Raw genomic sequence first — 22,102 nt, 5'->3', positions numbered from 1 at the left:
ATGTCTATGTATCAGGGAAAAAATCCAACGGCGCTGCAATCGCAGAACCTCATCACAGAGGCACTTTTAGCACTTATGGAGGAAGAGCCGTTTCAAAAAATCACGATAAAAGCCGTTTGTGCCCACGCCGGCGTTTCACGCCAGACGTTTTACTCGCTGTTTGAAAATAAGGAAGAGGTCATTGGGCGTCGGCTCGACCGGCTTTTTGAAGAATACCGCAAACGATTCATTGCGGAAAAGCGCGCTTACACCATTCGCAGTCTATGTGATTCTATTATGGAGTGTTTTGTGGAGCAGAAAAAACTCCTCAGTCTTCTGGTCGAAAATCATCTGGATACATTGGCTCGCGAAAAATCGGAAGCGTATCTCCTGCATTTGGACAATATTTTCCACGCTTATGACCACGAAGACCGTGATTACGCCATTTCATTTCTTGCCGGCGCGATCATCAGCATGGTGGTTTACGCTATTCGCAAGGATGATTTTACGGATAGCCGCAAAATTTCGAATCTTGTGCAAAAGATCATTACCGGCCGCTATTTTACAATTTAAATCCGAAAATTCCTATAACAAAAACCGCTCGGGCTTTACGGCTTCGAGCGGTTTTATATTACAAGAAAGATTATTTGTGGTAGAGGTTATTGTCCTCATACGTTGCTTCGCACGTCACGTTGATGCCAAGGCGTTTGAATACGCTGTCGTCTACCGTGCCGAGGATTACGCTGGAGTGCAAATCACAGCCGCTCAGCTCGTCCAGCTTCTGCATGGCGCGCATCGCGTTTTCGTCGGTCGCCGCGCTGATGGCGAGCGCCACCAACATCTCATCGGTGTGCAAGCGCGGGTTTCGGCTCTGCATGTAGTCGGTTTTCAGCGTCTGAATAGGCGCAATGACCGTCGGCGAGATGAGCTTCACCTCGTGCGGAATGCCTGCAAGCATCTTCAAAGCGTTCAGTGTCAACGCAGAGGAAGCACCCAGCAATTCCGATGTGCGCCCCGTCACAATCGTGCCGTCCGGCAGCTCTAAAGCTGCCGCGGGCTGTCCTGTCGCTTCCGCGCGCTTCAATGCTGCGAGCACGACCGGGCGGTTCTCCGGCTCCAACTTCAGCTGGCGCATCAGGTTCTCGATTTTCTGTAATTCCGCTTCGGAAGCAAGACCTTGGCGCACAAGGCACGCCGTCTTAAAGTAGCGGCGAATAATCTCCTGCTTCGAGGCTTCACGGCACACTTCATCGTCGATGATGGACAGACCCGCCATGTTCACGCCCATGTCCGTCGGGCTCGCGTACGGGCACTCGCCGTAAATCTGCTCAAACATCGCACGCAGCACGGGGTAGATTTCAATGTCGCGGTTGTAGTTTACAGTCGTCTCACCGTACGCCTCAAGGTGGAACGGGTCGATCATGTTCATATCATTCAGGTCAGCCGTCGCCGCTTCATAGGCAAGGTTCACCGGGTGCTTTAAGGGGAGGTTCCAAATGGGGAAGGTCTCAAACTTCGCGTAGCCCGCCTTAATGCCGCGCTTGTGCTCATGGTAAAGCTGCGAAAGGCAGGTTGCCATTTTGCCGCTGCCCGGGCCCGGCGCCGTCACCACAACAAGGGAGCGCGTCGTCTCAATGTAGTCGTTGCGGCCGTAGCCCTCGTCGCTTACAATGAGCTTCACGTCAGAGGGGTACCCCGGAATGCGGTACTGGCGGTAGACCTTCAGCCCCAGTGTCTTCATGCGCTGCTCAAAAATCGCCGCGGAGGGCTGGTCTGCGTACTGCGTCAGCGTGATGCTGCCCACATATAAGCCGAAGCCGCGGAAAATATCAATCAAACGGATGACGTCCGTGTCATACGTAATGCCAAGGTCGCTGCGGCGCTTGTTTTTCTCAATGTCGTTCGCGTTGATCGCAATGACAATCTCCGCCTGGTCTTTCAGCGCCAAAAGCATCTTGATCTTGTTGTCCGGCTCAAAGCCCGGCAGCACGCGTGAAGCGTGGAAATCGTCAAACAGCTTGCCGCCGAATTCCAGATACAGCTTGCCGCCGAACTGGTCAATGCGCTCGCGAATACGTGCAGACTGCAGCTCGATATACTTCTGACTGTCAAAACCGATTTTCTTCATGGTCATTCCCCTTCCTTAATTCATACGTCTCATGCGTCCTAAAATAATCCCCTTTAGGGTGCATTTGAAAAGCCGTAAACTTGTTTTCCGATACACCCCGAATACAGTAAAAAAGCGGGCGTTCGGTATCTGCCCGCGAAAAATCTGTTTTTAGTATAGCAAAAAACGCGGTTTTTTTCAATAGCAAATCTTGGTTTGCGCCGCCTAATTTCGACTCTCTTCCGCGCGAGATATTGTCAGTATCTTCAAAAAGTGGTATACTGTTTATTAAATCGAAGTTTAATTTTAACGGCGGTACAGGGAGACACTTTTCATGAGCGAGCAGAAGCGAAACACAACGAAAAACCAAATATGCCTTGGGCTTTTGGCGCATGTCGATGCCGGCAAGACCACACTTTCGGAAGCGATGCTGTATGAAGGCGGGCAGCTCCGCCGTCTTGGGCGCGTCGATCATCAGGACGCGTTTCTCGATACCGACGTGCAGGAGCGCGAGCGCGGCATCACCATTTTCTCAAAGCAGGCCGTTTTACCGCTCGAACATACCGCGTTTACGCTGCTCGATACCCCCGGTCACGTCGATTTTTCCAGCGAAATGGAGCGTACGCTTCAGGTACTCGATTACGCTGTGCTCGTCATCAGCGGCACAGACGGTGTGCAGAGCCACACGCGTACGCTGTGGCGGCTTTTGGAGCGCTATAACGTCCCCACGTTCCTTTTCATCAACAAAATGGATCTCGACGGCGCAGACCACGATAAAGTCTTAGCCGAACTGCAAAAGCTCAGCACCGGTTGCGTCGATTTCACATCTCCCGAAGCGGAACGCGATGAAAACATCGCCGTTTGTGACGAAGACACGCTCGCCCATTACCTCGAAACGGGCGAAGTCGAATGTCCCGAGATTAAACGCCTCATCAAAAATCGCAAGCTTTTTCCGTGCTGGTTCGGCTCGGCTTTGAAGTTAGACGGCGTAAAAGAACTTTTAAACGGTCTTGAAATGTACACCGAAATGCCCGAATACCCTAAGGCTTTCGGCGCAAAGGTCTTCAAAATCGCACACGATAATCAGGGCGCACGGCTTACGTATTTGAAGATCACAGGCGGCGCTTTGCCCGTTAAAATGGTCCTTAAAGGCGGCGCGGGCGAAAACGTATGGGCAGAAAAAGCCGACCAGCTCCGCATCTATTCCGGTGGGAAATTCCGCCTTGCGGAGGAAGTCACCGCGGGTGGCGTGTGCACCGTAACGGGCCTCACGCACACGTATCCCGGGCAGGGACTCGGTGCGGAGGAAGACACCCCCGCGCCCGTGCTTGAAAGCTTTTTGACGTATCAGGTCTTCTTGCCGGACGGCATGGAGCCGCACACCGCCGTGCGCTGTTTGCGCGTTTTGGAGGAAGAAGACCCCCAGCTTCATGTCGTGTGGAACGAGCAATTACACGAAATTCACGTGCAGATTATGGGCGCGGTGCAGCTTGAAGTTTTGCAGCGCGTCTTAAAAGAGCGCTTTAAAATGGAGGTCACGTTCGGTACCGGCAGCATTGTCTACCGCGAGACGATCGAAGAACCCGTCGAAGGCATGGGGCATTTTGAGCCCCTGCGCCATTACGCCGAGGTGCACCTGCTCTTAGCGCCCGGCGAGCGCGGCAGCGGTATGCGTTTCGGCACCGTGTGCAGCATGGATGTGCTTGACCGCAACTGGCAGAATCTCATTTTAACGCACCTTGAGGAGCGCAGCTACCCCGGCGTGCTGACCGGCTCGCCCATCACGGATATGAAAATCACGCTTCTCATCGGCCGTGCGCATTTAAAGCACACCGAGGGCGGCGATTTTCGTCAGGCCACCTATCGCGCCGTGCGCCACGGCTTATTACAGGCGAAAAGCGTGCTTTTAGAGCCGTGGTACGATTTCCGATTAGAGGTTCCGCAGTCGCAGGTCGGCCGCGCCATTTCGGACATGCAGCGCCTTTGCGCGGAGTTCGAGCCGCCGCAGACCGAGGGTGAAAATGCCGTCATCACGGGCTTTGCGCCCGTCTCCGAAATGCAGGGTTACACCTTGGAGGTCGCATCGTACACGCGCGGGCTTGGCAGCCTTATTTGTATGCCGAAGGGCTACTTGCCGTGCCATAATGCCGAAGAGGTCATCGAGCATATCGGCTACGATGCCGAGCATGATTTGGAGAACACCGGCGATTCCGTCTTCTGTTCGCACGGCTCCGGCTTCGTTGTGCCGTGGCGCGAGGCGGCTTCCCACATGCACCTCGAAAGTGGATGGAAGCCCGAAAAGCCGGGAACAAAATCTGCCGAAACCGAAGCTCCCGTGCGCGCCGCCGCACAGCTGCCGCCTGTGTTCGACGATGAGCTGCGCGCCATTTTTGAGCGCACCTACGGCCCTATCCGACGCCGCGATATGCAGCCGCAAAACGCCGTCCGCGCCGCAGAAAGCAGCGGAAAAGGGGAATGGAAGGTGCCGGAAAAGGTCTTCGAGCCTGAGTATCTCCTCATCGACGGCTACAATATTCTCTTTGCGTGGGACGATTTAAATAAGGTCGCCGAAAAGGACATCGACACCGCTCGACAGATTTTAATGGATAAAATCTGCAATTATCAGAGCTTCAGCCGCAGCACGTGCATCCTCGTTTTCGATGCCTATCGCGTCCCGCGTGACGTGGAGGACGTTATCCGCTACCACAACATTTCCGTTGTGTTCACAAAGCAGGCGGAAACGGCAGATACCTACATTGAGCGCGCCACGTTTGAGATCAGCAAAAAGCACCGTGTGCGCGTCGCCACGTCCGACGGCGCAGAGCAGATGATCGTACTCGGTCACGGCGCGCGTCGTGTTACGGCCTCCGAATTCAAGGTGGAGGTCGATGAAGCGAACAAGCGCATGCGCGAGGTCATCGCCGATTGGAACGAAAAAGAAAGCGCCCGCCACGCGCATAAGCCTTTCAAAAATTTAACGGATCAAACGCAGAGTAATCTGCGTGCGTATACAGAAAACAACAAAACACAAAGAAAGGAAAATGGAAAATGAAAGTCTTACTCTTAAACGGAAGCCCGAAGGCGAACGGCAATACTGCTGTTGCCCTGCATGAAATGGTGGATATTTTCAACAAAGAAGGTATCGAAACGGAAGTTATTCATGTCGGCAACAAAGACATCCGAGGATGTGTGGCATGCGGGCAATGTTCTAAGCTGGGGCACTGCGTTTTTAACGATCTTGTCAACGAAGTTGCGACGAAATTTGCGGAAGCGGACGGTCTTGTCGTCGGCAGTCCGGTGTATTATGCCTCCGCAAACGCAACACTTGTCGCGCTTTTGACGCGCCTGTTTTACAGCACTCCGTTCGATAAAACGATGAAAGTCGGCGCCGCCGTTGTGGCTGCCCGCCGCGGCGGCCTTTCCGCCACGTTCGACGAACTCAACAAATTCTTTACGATCTCCGGCATGCCCGTCGCGTCCAGTCAGTATTGGAACAGCATTCACGGCCTCGCACTAGGCGAGGCGAAAGAGGATTTGGAGGGTCTACAAACCATGCGCACCTTGGCGAGAAATATGACTTTTTTGATGAAGAGCATTGCGCTCGGTAAGGAAAAATTTGGCCTGCCGGAAACGGAACAGCGCATCGCAACGAACTTTATTCGGTAAAAAATACGGCTAAAGCAGCAAAGAAGCACAGTTAAGCGACAAAGAGCATCTTTGCTGATTTTTCAATATCTTCTATTAAAAATATCAATTTATCCGCAAAATGGCAAAAATCTCCCATGGCAAAAAGCCAAGGGAGATTTTGTTTATAGATCAACTTCTAATATATTTAAGTTTATTTCCACTCGCCTGTTCCGGCTTCGACGTAGCGGGACTTCTCAAAGACGGAGATCATCAAGGTCGGATCGGTCGTGCCGAGATCGGAATATGTAAGCCCCAGCGCCGTGCCACTGCTTTTATCCTGCCACTCGAGATATTGAGTGCCGGTACCGTTGTCGTCTTGAACGGCAGGTGCGCCGAAGGTTTCGGTGAAGCGTTTGCTTGCGGCTTCAAAATGCTCTTCTGCCGTGCCGCGCGCAAGCTGTTCGTGGAACGTCACCGAAAACAGCTTGTCGTTTTCGTCAAACTGCGCATCAAATTTGCCGGAGCAGCCTGCGGACTGCACGATGTCCTCCGACAAATAATTCGTATATGCGAAAGGCGCTGTCGCGGGGCTTTCGCTGACCATTGTCAGCTTAGAGCCGATAGCGGATTCAAGCTCCGTCGTGTCGATGCCGAACGGCGCAGTGGAATACGCATAGCCGGTCTTGGAATCGAATCGGAAAGCGTCTGTCTCTTTCACGGTTGTCTTAGACGAACAGCCGACAAACGTGAGCATCAAAACAAGGGACAAAACCAATGCGAGCTTTTTCATAAAACGACCTCCTATGATGATGTTAGGATTTGTGGCTACGCTGACGGATACGGCGGTGCAAATGAATTTGTGTTATGAATTGAGCTTGAACTTTTTGCTGAAAAATATCACCTGTGCATATGTTTTTTTGGTAATATATTACACTTGCATGATATCATGTATAGGAGGGTTTGTCAATATATATTTAAAAATTGTTAGAAAAAAAATAGAACAAAAAATCTCCCTCTGTGCCGAAACACAAAGGGAGACTGTTTATAATGCTTTGATTTTAGAGCAAGATCGAATTAGAGAATGATGCTCTTGCCTGTCATTTCTTCCGGCTGCGGCAGATCCATGATCTTCAGCATGGTGGGTGCGATGTCCGCGAGAACGCCGCCCTCACGCAGCTTGCACGGATAACCGACAACGCAGAACGGAACCGGGTTTGTGGTGTGTGCGGTAAACGGTTCACCGTCATCATCAACCATCTTGTCTGCATTGCCGTGGTCGGCGGTGATGAGCAGCACGCCGCCCATCTCGTCGATGGCTGCTGCGACCTTGCCGACGCAGGTATCGACAGCCTCAACGGCAGCCTTTGCAGCCTCGAACACGCCGGTGTGGCCGACCATGTCGCAGTTTGCAAAGTTCAGAATGATCATATCGTACTTGCCGGACTTGACGGCCTCAACCATCTTATCCGTGACTTCGTAAGCGCTCATTTCCGGCTGGAGGTCATACGTTGCGACCTTCGGGGACTTGACGAGGATGCGGTCCTCACCCGGATACTGCTTCTCGACGCCGCCGTTGAAGAAGAATGTGACATGCGCATACTTCTCGGTTTCGGCAATGCGGAGCTGCTTGAGGCCCTTATCGGAGACGTACTCGCCGAGGGTGTTTTTAAGGCTCTGCGGCTTGAATGCGATCTCAACGTTCGGCATCGTGGCGTCATACTGCGTCATGCAGACGTAGGTGAGCGGGAAGAAGCCATTCTTGCGGGTGAAGCCGGTGAAATCCGGGTCTACAAACGTGCGGGTGATCTCTCTTGCGCGGTCCGGGCGGAAGTTGAAGAACACGACGGAATCGCCGGATGCGACCGGAGCGCCGCCCTTGATGACGCACGGCACGACGAACTCGTCCGTGACTTCATTTTCATAGGATTTCGATACAGCGCAAACCGGGCACGCGAACTCTTCGCCTTCGCGGCAAACCATGGCGTTGTAAGCCTTTTCTACGCGCTCCCAGCGGTTGTCGCGGTCCATCGCATAGTAGCGGCCCATGACCGTTGCAACCTTGCCGACGCCGATTTCCTTCATCTTCTCCATGAGCTCCTTGACGAAGTCCTTGCCGGAGGAAGGCGGAACATCGCGGCCGTCGAGCAGGGCGTGAACATAGACGTTTTCAACGCCCATCTTTTTTGCCATTTCCAGCAGACCGTAGAGGTGCTGGTTGTGGCTGTGCACGCCGCCGTTGGAAAGCAGGCCGATGAGGTGCAGCGCGGTGCCGTTTTCTTTTGCGTTATTCATGGCGTGTACGAGCGCTTCATTCTCAAAGAAAGAACCGTCCTGTACCGCCTTCGTGATGCGGGTAAGCTCCTGATAAACGATGCGGCCTGCGCCGATATTGGTGTGGCCGACTTCGCTGTTGCCCATCTGGCCGTCCGGCAGACCGACGTCCATGCCGGAAGCGCCGATCTTTGTAATCGGGTTTTCAGAGAACAGCTTATCGAGGTTCGGTCTCTTAGCGGCGGCAATCGCGTTGCCCTCCGTTTTAGCAATTCCGAAACCGTCCAGAATCATGAGTACAACAGGTCTTTTCATAGTGGAGATGCCTTTCCTTTCAACTGGAAAAAATCTTTCGGTGGAAAAATCAGCCCTTGGTGGCTGCGTCTACGATGGCTGCGAAGTCGTTCGGCTTCAGGGAAGCGCCGCCGATGAGGCCGCCGTCAACGTCCGGCTGTGCAAGAAGCTCAGCTGCGTTGCCTGCGTTCATGGAGCCGCCGTACTGAACAGTGATGCCTTCTGCAGCCTTTTCGCCGTAGAGGGACTTGACGGTCGCACGGATGACAGCGCAAACTTCGTTTGCCTGCTCTGCCGTGGCGGTCTTGCCGGTGCCGATAGCCCAAACCGGCTCGTAAGCGATGATGATGCGCTTAAGCTCTTCTTCGGTTACGCCGCCGAGTGCGATCTTTGTCTGCATGGCAACGAGCTCATCGGTGATGCCCTGCTCGCGCTGCTCGAGGTACTCGCCTACGCAAACGATGACGGTGAGGCCTGCGTCAAGCGCAGCTCTTGTTCTCTTCTGAACCGTAACGTCGGTATCGCCGAAGTAGGTTCTTCTCTCGCTGTGGCCGGTGATGACGTACTCAACGCCGCAAGCCTTCAGCATTTCTGCGGAAATCTCGCCGGTGAAAGCGCCGCTGACCGCCCAGTGGCAGTTCTCTGCGCCGATCTTGATGTTGGTGCCCTTAGCCGCCTCAATAGCGGTTGCGATGTCTACATACGGCACGCAAGCGACAACGTCGCAGCCTGCGTCCTTAACGAGCGGAGCAATGGCGGTGATGAGTTCCTTTGCCTCCGCAGGGGTTTTGTTCATTTTCCAGTTGCCGGCGATAACAGCCTTTCTAACAGCCTTGTTCATGATTTTCTATTCCTTTCCGTCGGTTAAAAACCGTTTTTATTGAGACAACAATACGGGAGCAGAGGCAAGCTCCGCTCCCGTTCATGCTTTTAATTATTTCTCGTTGAGGCAAGCAATGCCGGGGAGCTCAAGACCCTCGAGGAATTCGAGAGAAGCGCCGCCGCCCGTGGAGATGTGCGTCATCTTATCCGCGAAGCCGAGCTTCTCAACAGCCGCAGCGGAGTCGCCGCCGCCGATAATGGAGATTGCGTTGCTGTCTGCAACTGCCTTTGCAACTGCGATGGTGCCGTTTGCGAAGTTTTCCCACTCGGAAACGCCCATCGGGCCGTTCCAAACAACGGTGCCTGCGTTCTTCACGGCGTTTGCGAACAGCTCACGGCTCTTCGGGCCGATATCGAGACCCATCCAGCCTTCCGGAATGTCGTCGGAATCGACGATCTTCCACTCGGAGTCTGCACTGTACTCGGTTGCAACAACGTTATCGACCGGGATGAGGAAGTTGATGCCCTTAGCCTTCGCCTTGTCCATCATTTCCTTAGCGAGCTCAACCTTGTCGTCCTCGCAGATGGAGGTGCCAATCTCGTGGCCGAGAGCCTTGAAGAAGGTGTAAGCCATGCCGCCGCCGATGATGAGTGTGTCGACCTTTTCAATCAGGTTGTTGATGACGCCGATCTTATCGGAAACCTTAGCGCCGCCGAGGATTGCAACGAACGGACGCTTCGGGTTCTCGAGCGCGCCGCCCATGATGGAAATTTCCTTCTGGATGAGGTAGCCGCAGACAGCCGGGAGGTAATCTGCAACGCCTGCTGTGGAAGCATGTGCACGGTGTGCGGTGCCGAATGCATCGTTGACATAGATCTCAGCCATGGAAGCGAGTGCCTTAGCGAAATCCGGGTCGTTCTTGGTCTCTTCTGCGTGGAAGCGAACGTTCTCGAGCATGAGGACTTCGCCGTCCTTCAGAGCTGCAGCCTTAGCCTTAGCGTCCGGGCCGACAACGTCTTTTGCCATGATGACTTCCTTGCCGAGAAGCTTGGAGAGCTCTGCTGCGACAGGCGCCAGGGAGAATTTCTTCACGTCGCCCTTAGCAGCTTCGAGTGCCTTAGCGGTCGCTTCGGCCTGCTCTGCCTCCGGCATAGCATCGATCTTCTTCTTCTCCTTCTTGTCGAGCTTTACAACGTCGTTGAAGATGTTGTGCGGGCGACCCATGTGGGAGCAGAGGATGACCTTTGCGTTGTGGTCTACGAGATACTTAATGGTGGGCAGCGCACCGACGATGCGCTTTGTGTCCGTGATGACACCGTCCTTCATCGGGACGTTGAAATCGCAGCGGACAAGAACGTGCTTACCGGCAACGTCGATGTCTTCTACGGTTTTCTTGTTGAGGTAGTTCATTTTCGTACACTCCTTTAAGAAATATATTGAGTTACGGTTATACGTTTGGTTGGCGGACAACACCGCCTACAGAATTCATTTTATACCAAACGGAAGATGATTTCAAGAGATAACGCGCAAATTGCACACTTTTTAGCGCAAATTTTTCATTTTTGCGATTTTGTACGGGTTTTTATTTCGCACCGTTCGCGTCTGCCGCGTCCCAGTCGTAGCCGCGCAGGCGACCGGCTTCGGAAAGCGCGGGAAAATCCCACTGGCGCAGGACTTCGTAAACGCCGATGGCGATGCTGTTAGAGAGGTTTAAGCTGCGCGCTTCCGAAATCATGGGGATGCGCACGCAGCGGTCTTTGTTTTTGAAAAGCAGGTCTTCCGGCAGGCCGGCTGTCTCTTTGCCGAAGAAGAGGTAGCAATTATCGGGATAGTGTATATCCGTGTGCTTATGGACGGATTTTGTGGAGAAAAAGAAAAATTCGCCGCTGTTTTTTGCAAAAAATTCGTCGAGCGAGTCATAATAGGTGATGTCGAGCAAATGCCAGTAATCGAGACCGGCGCGCTTTAGCTTTTTGTCGTCGATCTTAAAGCCCATGGGGCCCACAAGGTGCAGTCTTGCGCCCGTGGCGGCGCAGGTGCGCGCGACGTTGCCGGCGTTTTGGGGGATCTCCGGCTCGACCATAACGATATTCAAAATCATTGCTGTCAAAGTCCTTTCGGGAAGAATGATGTATGTTTTTGTAAAAAGGGGGAAACTAAACGTGACGGCTGTTTTGTATGTTTTAAAAGCCGCAATCTGGATCTGGAGGTTGGATGCCATGTATAAGCAGAGCATGAACGTTGTGAAGGGCGTGGGTCTCGGCATTGCCGCAGGCGCTGCCGTGGCTGCCGTTTCGTCCGCGATGATGAACGGCGGGAAGAAATCCGCCAAGGCGCGCACAAAAGAGATGCGCCGCAGCACCGCCAAGGCCGTGCACACGGTGGGGCAGCTCATTGACGGCGTAGAGAACATGTTGAAGTAACTACCCGCGGTCGCAGTGGCAGCCCAAAACGCCGCTGTGGCCGAATACATAGATATTGCATGACGTGCGGCGCTCGCCGGCGGCTGCGGCGCATTTGAGCGTCAGGGAGCCGGAAGCGGGCTGCTCGTAGCACCGTTGCAGCCGGTTGCAGCATCCGCCCGCGATGTCGCGCCAGCGGCATGCCCCGGCGTTTGTGCAGTGCTTGATGCACTCCATATCGATGTAGCGCTGGGAAATTTCGCCGCCCGCGTGGTAATCACCGTTGGAGATGAGCAGGTGCGCAACGGCGAGGTCGCCGATAACGTTTGAAAAGTGGCTTTCTGTGCCGTGGTGCGGCGCTTTGACGATATAGTAGCCGTCAAACAGCTTCCCGGAGATGCGGCGCAGCACTTCATCGGACACGTCGCCGGTCATTAGAATATCGAGGTTCGACGGGCCGCGGCTTCGGCGGTTGTGAAAGACGAGGGAGAGGTCGTTCTGCGTTTCGGTGTAGACGTTGCGCACGACGGATTGATTTAAAATGTCCTGAATATCCGGCGCGGCGGGGGAATGGGCGAGGTTGCTGCGCATATCCTCCATGCGGCCTAAGAGGTCGCGGAGAGAATCAAGCAGGATGCGCCGTCTGCCGGGCGTGGCGCGGTCGGACGGCGCGAAGGCCGTTTGACACTGCATGTAGAGCCTAACGAACGCATCCTTCGTCTCCAAAAACTCCGTTTCGCGCCCGGTGTGAAACGGGGAAGAGAGGCAGATGTTGAGGTTTTCGACGGCTTCCGTCAGGATGGCATCGAACGGGAAGGGCTCGTTACGCGCGGGGGAGAGCACCTCGTAAAACGCGCCGTCAAATGTGAAGATGTCGCCGCCGCCGAGCGTGAAAATGCGGTCTGCGCCGACAGAATCATTGAGCGCGTCGAAAATACGCAGGCAAGTGGTGTTCACCTGCGCGAAGTCACTTTGCGGAACGGCGAAAAAATGCGCGAACACGGCGAACTCCAAAACGGGATTTACGCCGCGCTTATCACACGGGAGGGCGGGGAGGTATACGCGGTCAAAGTAGCCGGGATCCTTTTTGACTTGCTTTAAAAAGCCGCTCATGTGGTCGCGGTGGTAGTGCGTGAGCAGAAACTGGCGCTGGGAGGCGGGCGCATAGCGGCTGAAAATTTCGTTAAAACGGCGGTCAATCTCCTCTTCACCGCGGCGGGCGTAGCGGCTGACGGAGCCGCAATCCACCATTAAAATCTGCCGGTTTTGCCCAACGAGGACGGTGCAGTCGCCGTATTCCACGTCGTGCAGTTCAACGCGGTCCATTACGCTTTGTCCTCGTTCTGCACGTGGCGGTACAAAATGCCGTTTTCATAGCGGTCATCTTTCCACTCGCCGGTGTAGACGACATTGCCGTTTTTGTCGAACGCTGTGCCGTGACCCTGCCGTTTACCGTTCTGCCAGCCACCGGAATAAATTAAATTGCCGTCTGCATCGAACAGGGTAGCTTGACCCGCTTTTTCGTTGTTTTCATATTTTTCGACGAACACGCAGTGCGTTTCGGGGTCGACGGAGACACCTGCGCCCTGCTTTTGGCCGTCGATGATTTGGCCGTTGTAAATTAAATCTCCGTTTTTATTGAAAATCGTTGCCATGCCTTGCGGCTTACCGTTTTGCCAGTGGGAAATGTGCAGCGCGTGGTCGCTTTCGCGGAACGAAACGCCGAAGCCTTCGCGCTGATCGTCTTTGAAGTCGCCGATGTAGGAGACGGCGCCGCTGCGGTAGTGGTGCACGCCGAACCCCTCGCGCAGGTCGTTTTTGTACTCGCCTTCATAGAGCGTGATGCCGTTGTTGTTCACGGTGCGGCCGAAGCCCTCGCGTTTGCCGTCTTCGGAAAGGTCGCCTGTGTAACGGAGCGGCGCGCCGCCTCTGATGAGCGTGATGCCGGTTTCGGGGTCGTCCTCTTTTTCAGCTTCCTTTGCAGGCAGGAGCTTATCAAGCAAAGTACGTGCCTGCCGGAGCTCTTCCGGCGTGATGTCGGGGGCGCGGTCTGTATTTGGCGTTTCTTCGGGAGCAGGTTCTTCCGGGGCTTCTTCGGGTTCTTCTGCGGGAGTGTCCTCAATGAGGGATTCTTCGACTTCTTTCGTCTCGGGTTCTGTTTCGGGCTGCGGCTCGGCTTCGGGTGCTTCGGAAGCAGCTTCTTCGAGAACGGGTTCCTCTTCGGTAGGTTCTGCGGCTTTTTCGGCGGGGTCGCTCAGGAAATCGACAAGTGCGGGTTCGGTGAGGTTTTCGAAAACGGGCAGCTCGGGCTCCGGCTCGGTCGTTTCGGGCACGTCGCCGTCCTTGATCTCCCAACCCATGGAGAGCATGACGGAGGCGTTTTTATTCTGCTTCAGAAATTTGATGCGGCGCTGCTGCTCTTCACGCGGGCAGTAGGCGTATTCGCCGCGCTCATCGGCGACGAGCAGAAGGCGGTCGCCGAACTGGGCGTTTTGCAAACTCTGCTCGGCGGTTTGGAATGCATACGGCACGGGGAACAGCACGGTTTCTTTCGTTTTGCCGGTAGAATCGTTATAATCGAAGCGGATGACGGCGTCGCGGTGGTCGTCCGGCTTAAAGGTAATGCGCGCGCGGCGGTCATCATCGGGAGAGAAATACTCCGTGCGCATCCACTGCATTTCACCGTCGTAGTACACGCGGGCGCGCAATGCGCCGTAGGCGTTATAAAACGCGATGCCGCGCTGACCGCCGTTTGTGAATGCGGCTTCGAGCGTATTTTTGCCTGCGCGTTTTTTCCATTTTATAGTGCGGCGGGAGAGCTTGCCGTGCACCTCGCCGGAAAGCCCGTCGAAAATGCCGCGGGCGCGGATATGTACGGTTTTGCCGGAGCCGAAATAGCTGCGGCGCGCTTCATAAAGAGCATCGTGAAACGAAGACAGCGTATCGAGCCCGGTGTAGCACACGGTGTAGACCTTACGGTTCACAAGGCTGGCGCTGAGAGAAGTGGCGTTATGTTCCGTCATCTGAACGACCTTTCTGCGGAAAACGTGCTTGTTTCCCGTCTTTTCCGTTGATATAGCTTCAGTATACCACGAAAGGGCGCTTATTTCAATCTTGCGCGTACACGGTTCTTTTGGATTTTGACTTGCGAAATGCTTTAAAATCTGCTATGATATTGTATCATCATTCTATACTATATTATAGATGAAAGGATCGCGCGGCATGAAAAGTTCGAAGAAAGAAGTCTCGTTCAGGCGAAAACTGATGACGGCTGTATTGAGCGTCACGCTGCCGCTGATCGCGCTGCTTTTATTCAGTAACCTGTATTCCACGCAGGCATTTAACAGGAAAATTGCGGATTCCAACATGCGCACGATGGATTACCGGGTAGGGCGCATGGAGGAGCAGCTTGATTCTGTGAACGATTTTCTCACCGGGCTGACGGTGAGCGACGATTACCGCACGCTTTCGGGCGGTGAGAAAAACCCCTTAAAGGCGTATCTTGCAAGCTATACGCTCATTACGCAGTTGAAAACGGCGCTGCCGGCATACGGTGATGTGGGCGCGTTTTTCATTTACAGCGTGCCGAGCGATGCCGAGCGCGATATTTTTGACGATTCTATCCCCTATGCGCAAAAGGAGCGGCTGCGCGCTTTTGTGCGTGACGCGGCGGAGAACAACACGTATTCGTACAATATGCAGTGGCGGCACGCGGAAATCGGCGGCAAGGCATATTTATTCCGTTTTTACGGCGGGCGCGGCACGTACCTTGTGGCGATGGTGCCGTTGGCGGCGCTGGCGGACGTGCGCTACACGCAGATTGACACCGACGCGGTGATGTTGTTTTCCGATAAAAATAACGAGCCGCTGACCTCTGTCGATTTTGTGGAGGATAACGGGATCGATTTGAACGGCGACTATGAGAGCTACTTTATTTCGGGCGGAAAGCAGCGGTATATGATCGTGGGCCGTGATTTGGCGGGTACGGATTGCAGGGCAATCCTTGCCGTAAACGAAAGCGGGTATTTCGGCTCGCTCGATGGCTTGCAGGCGGCGCTGCTTGTACTCTCTTTGCTGGCGCTGGTGCTGATTCCGGTCATTCAGTGGCGGCTGACGAACTCCATCTCGAAGCCGGTAGAGGGGCTGCGCAGTGTTATGGAGCATATCCGTGCCGGCAATCTGGAGGCGAAGGCCGAGGGCAAGACGAACATACGCGAATTCAACGAAGTGAACGAGACGTTCAACACGATGATGACGCAGATTAAGAATTTGAAAATCGAATCTTACGAGCACGAGATTGAGACGCAGAAGGCGGAGCTGCGTTACATGCAGCTGCAGATCCGCCCGCATTTCTTCTTAAATTGCCTTAAAAGCTTATATGCGTTGGCGGAAGCGGGCAAATATGACCGTATTCAAAAAATGATTTTGGAGATCTCGAAGCACATACGGTATATTTTTACGGACAGTATGGAGCTTGTGCCGCTTTCGCGCGAATTAGACCACATTGAAAATTACATCGAGATGCAGCGGGGGTCTTCGCAGTACCCGCCGGTGTGCCGGTTTGACATTGACCCGCGTTTACGGGACTTGCCAATCCCGCCGCTTTCTTTGCAGAGCTTTGTGGAAAACTGCGTGAAGCATGTGTACTCGCCGGATTACGTTTTGAAAATTGAGGTGAAGGCAGCGGTGCTGCGCAGCGGCGCGGACACGTTTGCCGACCTGACGGTGACGGATAACGGCGGCGGCTTCCCCGAGGACGTGATTGCGGAGATCAACGAGCCGGACAGCCCGCTATACGCGCAGAACCACGTGGGCATCAACAATGTGAAAAAGCGCTTGCAGCTGATTTACGGCGACCGCGCTTTATACGCGTTCTTTAATCGGGATATGGGCGAACGCATGGGCAGTGTATCTGAAATTTTGCTTCCGATAGACCTCGCGATGCTGCATGCGGCAGAGGATGAGCCGGACGGAGAGGAGGCTTTCAACGGATGAACGTATTGATCGTAGATGACCAGCCGGAAGTTGTGGAGAGCATGGTGACCGGCGTAAACTGGGAAAAAATACCCGTGGAGCAGGTGTTTACGGCGTACAGCGTGAAGGAAGCGCAAAGCGTTTTTGAACGCGAGCGCATAGATGTGCTGCTGTGCGACATTGAAATGCCGCCGACGAACGGCTTTGCTTTGCTGCGTTGGGCGCAGGAGCGGTTTTCCGGTTTGGTGTGCATTTTCCTTTCTGCACACGCGGAATTTGAATATGCGCAGGAGGCCGTGAAGCTTGGCAGCTTTGACTACATTTTGCAGCCTGCGCCGTATGCGGAGATTGAGGCGGCGGTGGAGCGTGCGGCCGGAAAAGTGCGCGAAGCGGAAAACCAAAGGCGGTACAATGCTTATGCGAAGTACCGTGGCGAGGACGAAAGTGCGGAGAAGGAGCCGGACAAGACGGAGCAGACACCGATACAGCGCGCGATGACGTATATCCGGCGAAACATCGACAAGGATTTAAGCCGCGCGGAGATTGCGGACGCAATCTATTTGAACCCGGAATACCTTTCCCGCTTATTTAAAAAGGAAACGGGCGCCTCTTTAAATGATTATATTGTGACGGAGAAGATGCGCGCGGCACAGTCTTTGCTGAGTGACACGAACATCCCGGTGAGCCTCATTGCAACGAAGGTGGGGTACTCGAATTTCTCGTATTTTTCGCAGGTTTTTAAAAAATACACAGGCATGTCACCGGTGGAATACCGTGCGGCAAAGCGGCGGTCTAAGCTGTAAAGCGCGTTTTATTTCGGTAAATTGTTGTAAAACTGTCACAAAATGTAAAATCCGTGTAAACGGGTGAAAGACAGAGAGCGTATCTTGCATTTGAAAGAGGGACACCCATGTGGGTTTTCCTCTTTTTTTATCGATATAGAGTATCGATATGCAGGATTGTAAAGGACATCCTGCAAAGTCTTCACAAATATGTCACATTTTGAATAGGAGATGTCACGAAATTTGCAGAAAAGGTGCGGATTTTCTGTTACTATATATGTGTAATTTGACCGCGAAGGCTAAAAATAAATTTATCGCAGGTCGAAAAGTATGAAAGGAAGTAAGAAAATGGCAAAGAGACTTGTAGCAATGCTCATGGCAGCAGCGCTGACCCTCTCCCTGGCAGCTTGCGGCAACGGCGGTTCTTCCGGCTCCACCGCAGACTCCAGCACATCTTCCGAATCTTCCGCTTCTGACAGCGCTGCGGCTGATAGCAGCGATGCCTCTTCCGAAGCAGAAGATCTGAAAGAGTCCGAACTCGTAACCCTCAACATCGTGACGATGGCAGGCGGTAAAGAAGAATCCGGTATCGCACAGGTTGAGGAAGCAATGGACAAGATCCTCGAAGAGAAGTTCAACGTGAACGTTAAACTTTCCTTCCTCCCGTTCAGCAGCTATGCTGACCAGATCTCCCTGATGCTTTCCTCCGGCGAAGGCGTTGACCTTCTCCCGGTTTACATGGTCAACTACACGGCTTGCGCTGATTCCGGTCAGCTCTATCCGATGGATGATCTCATCGAGAAGTACGGCCAGGGCATCATTGAGCAGCTCGGTTGGGACAACATCAACTGCGGTCGCGTAGGCGGCGAGCTGTTCGGCCTCACGGAGGGTCGTGATCTTGCAGCTTCCTATGGCTTTGCGTACAGACTGGACCTTGCCGAGAAGTATAACCTCGACATGGATTCCGTTAAGACCCTCGAAGACCTCCACGATGTTCTCGTTACCATTAAGGAAAACGAAGAGAACTGCTGGCCGGTAGCTATTTCCGCCGGCGAAAACATCCGTGCCTGGGGTTGGGACTCTCTGGGCGACGAGATGGTTAACCTCGGTGTTCTCCCCGACATGGCTACGGACACCACCGTTGTGAACCTCTACGAGACTGAGCAGTACAAGAACCTCGTTACCACGATGTACAACTGGATGCAGGAAGGCCTCATTCAGGCTGACGCCGTGAACACCACCGAGACTGCAACCACTCTGATGGATGCAGGCACTGGATTCGGTACCTTCACTAACCTGAAGCCGTACTATGCAGAAGAGAACAACGCGAACCTCAAGAACCCGATCGGCACGGTTGAGCTGGTTCCGGCACTGGCTACCACCGACCGTGTTACCATGGGTCTGTGGTCCATCGCAGGCAGCTGCGAGCATCCGGAAGCTGCTATGAAGACTCTGAACGAGCTTTACAGCAACCCGGAGCTGAGCAACCTCTACATGTACGGTATTGAGGGCGTTCACTACGAAGTAATCGAGAAAGGCGCTGTTACGAACGGTCAGGACAGAATCAACTATCCGGACGGCCTTGATGCAACGACCACCACTTACAGAAAGTCCGGTACTTGGCTGATGCCGAACCAGTTCATCGGCGACATCTGGGGCACCGATCTCCCGGCTGATTACTGGGATGTAACGAAGAAATTCAACGAAGAGTCTCAGAAGTCCGCAGCATTCGGCTTCACCTTCGACGCAACCAAGGTTGCGAACGAGATCACCGCTTGCACGAACGTTGTTAACAAGTACCACAAGGCACTCGGTTGCGGCGCTCTTGACCCGGAGACGACTCTCCCGCAGTTCAACTCTGAGCTGAAGGATGCCGGCATCGATGCGATCATCGCAGAGAAGCAGGCACAGCTCGACGCTTGGCTGGCTGAGCAGAAGTAATTTACTTCACAATTAGACTTAAAGAAGCTGGAGCGAGATTCGTTTCAGCTTCCTTGTGAAAATCCGTGTCTTTTTCCCGAGAGGGAAAAGGGCATGGGCGTGTACAGAGAGATGACCCTTCTGTACATGCCCATGTTCTTTTGGAGAATTTCAACGGAGCAGGACGAAAACAGATTGAAAGGGGTTTCTAATTATGCCGAATAAATCTGCCGCACTGGAAAAAGAAATGAAAGTGCGCTCGGCAAAACCGAATAAGTGGCTGCGCTTTTACCGCTGCATCCCGCTGTATCTGATGTTCCTTCCGGGCGCCCTGTATCTGCTCATGGATAAGTATATCCCGATGAGCGGTCTGATCATCGCCTTCAAGAAGGTCAACTGGCGTAAGGGCATCCTTGCAAGTGACTGGGTGGGTTTCAGCAACTTCACCTACCTTTTTAAAACGAAGGACGCTTTCAACATTACGCGCAACACACTGCTTTATAACCTGTGCTTTATCGTGCTGGGCACCGTGATTGCCATTACAATCGCGATTCTCTTAAACGAGATTACGAGCAAGTTGTTCAAGCAGGTGTACCAGACCATCATTCTGATGCCGTACCTGATCTCCATCGTTGTGGTCAGCTATCTGGTGTTCGCAATGCTGAGCTCTGAATCCGGCTTTATCAACAACACGATCTTTAAGGCACTTGGCGTTAAGCCGATTTCCTGGTATACAGAGCCGAAGTACTGGCCGTTCATTTTGGTCATCGTACATATCTGGAAGGTGTTCGGCTACGACTGCATTCTCTATTATGCAACGCTCGTCGGCATTGACCACGGCTACTATGAGGCGGCGGTCATCGACGGCGCAAACCGCTGGCAGCAGATCGTTCACGTTACGCTGCCGAGCCTTCTGCCCACCATCATCACGCTGACACTGATGTCTATCGGCAAGATTTTCTATTCCGATTTCGGTCTGTTCTATCAGGTGCCGATGGATTCCGGCCCGCTGCTCGACATTACGAGCACGATTGATACGTACGTTTACCGCGCACTCATCACGCTGAACGATTACGGCAGATCTTCCGCAGCAGGCGTTTACCAGAGCGTTGTCGGCTTTATACTGGTCCTGTGCGCGAACCTTGCCGTTAAGAAAATCGGCGGCGAAGAGAACGCACTGTTCTAAGGAAGGGAGAGAGAAACACCATGGTCGAAAAAAACAAAGGGTTTCAGGTCGGCGCACACATTGCGATGGTTATCCTTTCCCTGTGCTGCATCTTCCCGTTCCTTCTGCTCATTATGTCCTCCATTACGGACGAGCAGGAATTGATCCGCAACGGCTACACGCTGTTCCCGAAGGCACTAAGTCTGAATGCTTACCAGTACATGTTTAAGAGCAGCAACAAGATTATCTCCGCGTACGGCATCACAATCCTCTCCACAGTTGTGGGTACGCTGTGCGGCCTTTCCATGACGATCCTCATGGCTTACCCGCTGTCCCGCCGCGACCTACCGGGCCGCAACGGTCTTGCGTTCTACGTGTTCTTCACGATGCTGTTCTCCGGCGGTCTTGTGCCGACGTACATCATGTACACCCGTTACATCAAGGTGAGCAACACGATTTGGGCGCTCATCATTCCGTCCCTTATGGTCAACGCGTTCTACGTGATCATGATGCGCACGTACTTCTCCACGAACATTCCGGAAGCTGTTATTGAAGCGGCGCGCATTGACGGTGCGGGCGAGTTCAGAATCCTGCTGACGATCGTTCTGCCGATGAGCATTCCGATGGTTGCAACGATGACACTGCTTATCGGTCTTTCCTACTGGAACGATTGGAAAAACGGTCTTTACTATCTCCAGCAGAACAAGAGCCTTTACAGTATACAGGTTCTTTTGAATGACATGCTGCGAGACGTGCAGGCGCTGAAGAGCGGTATGGACGCTGCGGCTGCAGCTGAGATTACGGCGAACATGCCGAGCACGGGCATCAAGATGGCAATCGCCGTTGTCGGTGTTCTGCCGGTGCTCGTTGTTTATCCGTTCTTCCAGAAGTACTTCGTCAAGGGCATCACGATCGGCGCTGTTAAGGGCTGATTTGATCAATCAGATATTCTCTTTGCCAACATAATAATAGAATGACAAAAATCACCTTCGCGGATTTCCTCCGGCGAGGGTGATTTTGTTATGTGCAGATATTTTGTTACGGTCGTTGTTTTATGTGTTTTCTTCGTTTAAGTCCTGTAATCTAAGGCCGGCAGTGCCGGTGACGGGCAGGGAAAAGACGATGGCTTTCGCTTTGGTCTCAAGCCCGGCTTCCTGCATAATGGCAGTCATGACGTTGTTTTTATCCGCGTGCTTTACGACGATGAGCACAAGCTCTTTTTCACTGGCGAGGGAAACGCCGAGGAACTTTTCCGCTCCCTCCATGCCGGTGCCCTTTGCGTGGATGACGGTGCCGCCGCCTGCGTTTTCGCGGCGCGCTGCGGCCATAATCTGCTCGGTATAGCCCTGGTTTGCGATGACGACCAGAAGCTCGTATTTGGTATCTTTCAAGACGCTTTCCTCTCCTTTCTGAAACGGCTGACCGTTCGTTAAAAACTCCAGCTGACGTTTGCCGCCGATACTGCTGAGCGGCATGGTGAACGCGATGCCGGTGCCGGGAATATCGATGAGCATGATGGTCTGCAGTCCCTTTTGCACGGCACTCCAGACCTTGCCGGTGACAACGGAAAGCAGCACGGCTTTTTGCGTGGCTTCAAGTCCGAAATCGTTTAGAATTTCGGACGCGGCGGTGCCTTTGCCGAGCGTGCTGAGCACGACCTCGATCCCATAGGTTTTATAAAATGACAGAAATTTCTGGCTTTGGTTGCGGTCTGTAATGGTAATCATCCAGTATAAATTGTCGCCCATAAACGCCCTC

Annotated in this window: 18 protein-coding genes; 9 read left to right on the top strand and 9 right to left on the bottom strand. The window is 53.5% G+C overall.

Annotation, left to right across the window (positions count from 1 at the left end):
- The first annotated feature begins 6 nt into the window (after positions 1-6).
- Positions 7-552, top strand: coding sequence for a TetR/AcrR family transcriptional regulator (locus ACLTX1_RS03370; protein WP_308448640.1), 546 nt, complete (start codon positions 7-9; stop codon positions 550-552).
- 70 nt (positions 553-622) lie between these two features.
- On the opposite strand, the gene ACLTX1_RS03365 is transcribed toward ACLTX1_RS03370, so the two are convergent.
- A complete protein-coding gene (locus tag ACLTX1_RS03365) occupies positions 623-2,107 on the bottom strand; it encodes a DUF1846 domain-containing protein (RefSeq protein WP_176820857.1) in 1,485 nt (494 codons plus the stop codon).
- Between the two features lie 313 nt (positions 2,108-2,420).
- On the opposite strand from ACLTX1_RS03365, the gene ACLTX1_RS03360 reads away from it, so the two are divergent.
- Both ACLTX1_RS03360 and ACLTX1_RS03355 read left to right on the top strand, forming a co-directional pair.
- Positions 2,421-5,138 carry a TetM/TetW/TetO/TetS family tetracycline resistance ribosomal protection protein gene (locus ACLTX1_RS03360; protein ID WP_308448641.1) on the top strand — a complete coding sequence of 906 codons (2,718 nt, stop codon included), beginning with the start codon at positions 2,421-2,423 and terminating at the stop codon, positions 5,136-5,138.
- The gene (locus ACLTX1_RS03355) at positions 5,135-5,752 is read left to right on the top strand and encodes a flavodoxin family protein (RefSeq protein ID WP_308448642.1); all 618 of its coding nucleotides are present in this window, start codon (positions 5,135-5,137) and stop codon (positions 5,750-5,752) included. Before ACLTX1_RS03360 ends, ACLTX1_RS03355 begins: the two co-directional genes overlap by 4 nt.
- A 172-nt stretch (positions 5,753-5,924) precedes the next feature.
- Here the strand turns inward: ACLTX1_RS03355 and ACLTX1_RS03350 are convergent, their stop codons facing one another.
- From ACLTX1_RS03350 to ACLTX1_RS03330, 5 genes are all read right to left on the bottom strand, one after another.
- The gene (locus tag ACLTX1_RS03350; RefSeq protein ID WP_308448643.1) at positions 5,925-6,503 is read right to left on the bottom strand and encodes a hypothetical protein; all 579 of its coding nucleotides are present in this window, start codon (positions 6,501-6,503) and stop codon (positions 5,925-5,927) included.
- 284 nt (positions 6,504-6,787) lie between these two features.
- Positions 6,788-8,299, bottom strand: coding sequence for a 2,3-bisphosphoglycerate-independent phosphoglycerate mutase (gene gpmI / locus ACLTX1_RS03345; RefSeq protein WP_395590301.1), 1,512 nt, complete (start codon positions 8,297-8,299; stop codon positions 6,788-6,790).
- A 49-nt stretch (positions 8,300-8,348) separates the two neighbouring features.
- Positions 8,349-9,119, bottom strand: coding sequence for a triose-phosphate isomerase (gene tpiA, locus ACLTX1_RS03340; RefSeq protein WP_176820852.1), 771 nt, complete (start codon positions 9,117-9,119; stop codon positions 8,349-8,351).
- Between the two features lie 93 nt (positions 9,120-9,212).
- On the bottom strand, positions 9,213-10,511 hold the full coding sequence (locus ACLTX1_RS03335) for a phosphoglycerate kinase (protein ID WP_176820851.1): 1,299 nt from the start codon (positions 10,509-10,511) through the stop codon (positions 9,213-9,215).
- A 172-nt stretch (positions 10,512-10,683) separates the two neighbouring features.
- Positions 10,684-11,202, bottom strand: a complete 519-nt coding sequence (locus ACLTX1_RS03330) for a tRNA (cytidine(34)-2'-O)-methyltransferase (RefSeq protein ID WP_308448646.1) — start codon at positions 11,200-11,202, stop codon at positions 10,684-10,686.
- Between the two features lie 61 nt (positions 11,203-11,263).
- Between ACLTX1_RS03330 and ACLTX1_RS03325 the strand changes: the two genes are divergently transcribed.
- Complete coding sequence (locus tag ACLTX1_RS03325) at positions 11,264-11,524, top strand: hypothetical protein (protein ID WP_308448647.1); 261 nt, start codon at positions 11,264-11,266, stop codon at positions 11,522-11,524.
- On the opposite strand, the gene ACLTX1_RS03320 is transcribed toward ACLTX1_RS03325, so the two are convergent.
- Together ACLTX1_RS03320 and ACLTX1_RS03315 are read right to left on the bottom strand one after the other, a co-directional pair.
- A complete protein-coding gene (locus tag ACLTX1_RS03320; RefSeq protein WP_395506784.1) occupies positions 11,525-12,829 on the bottom strand; it encodes a hypothetical protein in 1,305 nt (434 codons plus the stop codon). It abuts the gene before it with no gap.
- Positions 12,829-14,526 (bottom strand): MORN repeat-containing protein, encoded by a 1,698-nt coding sequence (locus ACLTX1_RS03315; protein ID WP_412264144.1) that lies wholly within the window; start codon positions 14,524-14,526, stop codon positions 12,829-12,831. Before ACLTX1_RS03315 ends, ACLTX1_RS03320 begins: the two co-directional genes overlap by 1 nt.
- Positions 14,527-14,725: 199 nt before the next feature.
- Here ACLTX1_RS03315 and ACLTX1_RS03310 point away from each other — a divergent pair, with 199 nt between their 5' ends.
- From ACLTX1_RS03310 to ACLTX1_RS03290, 5 genes are all read left to right on the top strand, one after another.
- Positions 14,726-16,498 (top strand): sensor histidine kinase, encoded by a 1,773-nt coding sequence (locus ACLTX1_RS03310; RefSeq protein WP_412330459.1) that lies wholly within the window; start codon positions 14,726-14,728, stop codon positions 16,496-16,498.
- Entirely contained in the window at positions 16,495-17,280 is a 786-nt protein-coding gene (locus tag ACLTX1_RS03305; protein ID WP_176820845.1) for a response regulator, read from the top strand. The genes ACLTX1_RS03310 and ACLTX1_RS03305 overlap by 4 nt, the downstream gene beginning before the upstream one ends.
- Positions 17,281-17,607: 327 nt before the next feature.
- The gene (locus ACLTX1_RS03300; protein WP_412264139.1) at positions 17,608-19,200 is read left to right on the top strand and encodes an ABC transporter substrate-binding protein; all 1,593 of its coding nucleotides are present in this window, start codon (positions 17,608-17,610) and stop codon (positions 19,198-19,200) included.
- Between the two features lie 193 nt (positions 19,201-19,393).
- The gene (locus ACLTX1_RS03295; protein ID WP_412264138.1) at positions 19,394-20,365 is read left to right on the top strand and encodes an ABC transporter permease; all 972 of its coding nucleotides are present in this window, start codon (positions 19,394-19,396) and stop codon (positions 20,363-20,365) included.
- 20 nt (positions 20,366-20,385) lie between these two features.
- Entirely contained in the window at positions 20,386-21,276 is an 891-nt protein-coding gene (locus tag ACLTX1_RS03290) for a carbohydrate ABC transporter permease (protein WP_412264136.1), read from the top strand.
- A 120-nt stretch (positions 21,277-21,396) separates the two neighbouring features.
- Here ACLTX1_RS03290 and ACLTX1_RS03285 read toward each other — a convergent pair whose 3' ends face one another.
- Entirely contained in the window at positions 21,397-22,092 is a 696-nt protein-coding gene (locus ACLTX1_RS03285; protein ID WP_308448654.1) for a P-II family nitrogen regulator, read from the bottom strand.
- Positions 22,093-22,102: the final 10 nt, after the last annotated feature.

The sequence above is a fragment of the Hominenteromicrobium sp. genome (assembly GCF_046974225.1).
GTDB classification, from domain to species: domain Bacteria; phylum Bacillota; class Clostridia; order Oscillospirales; family Acutalibacteraceae; genus Hominenteromicrobium; species Hominenteromicrobium mulieris.
This window is presented reverse-complemented; position numbering and strand designations above follow the sequence as displayed.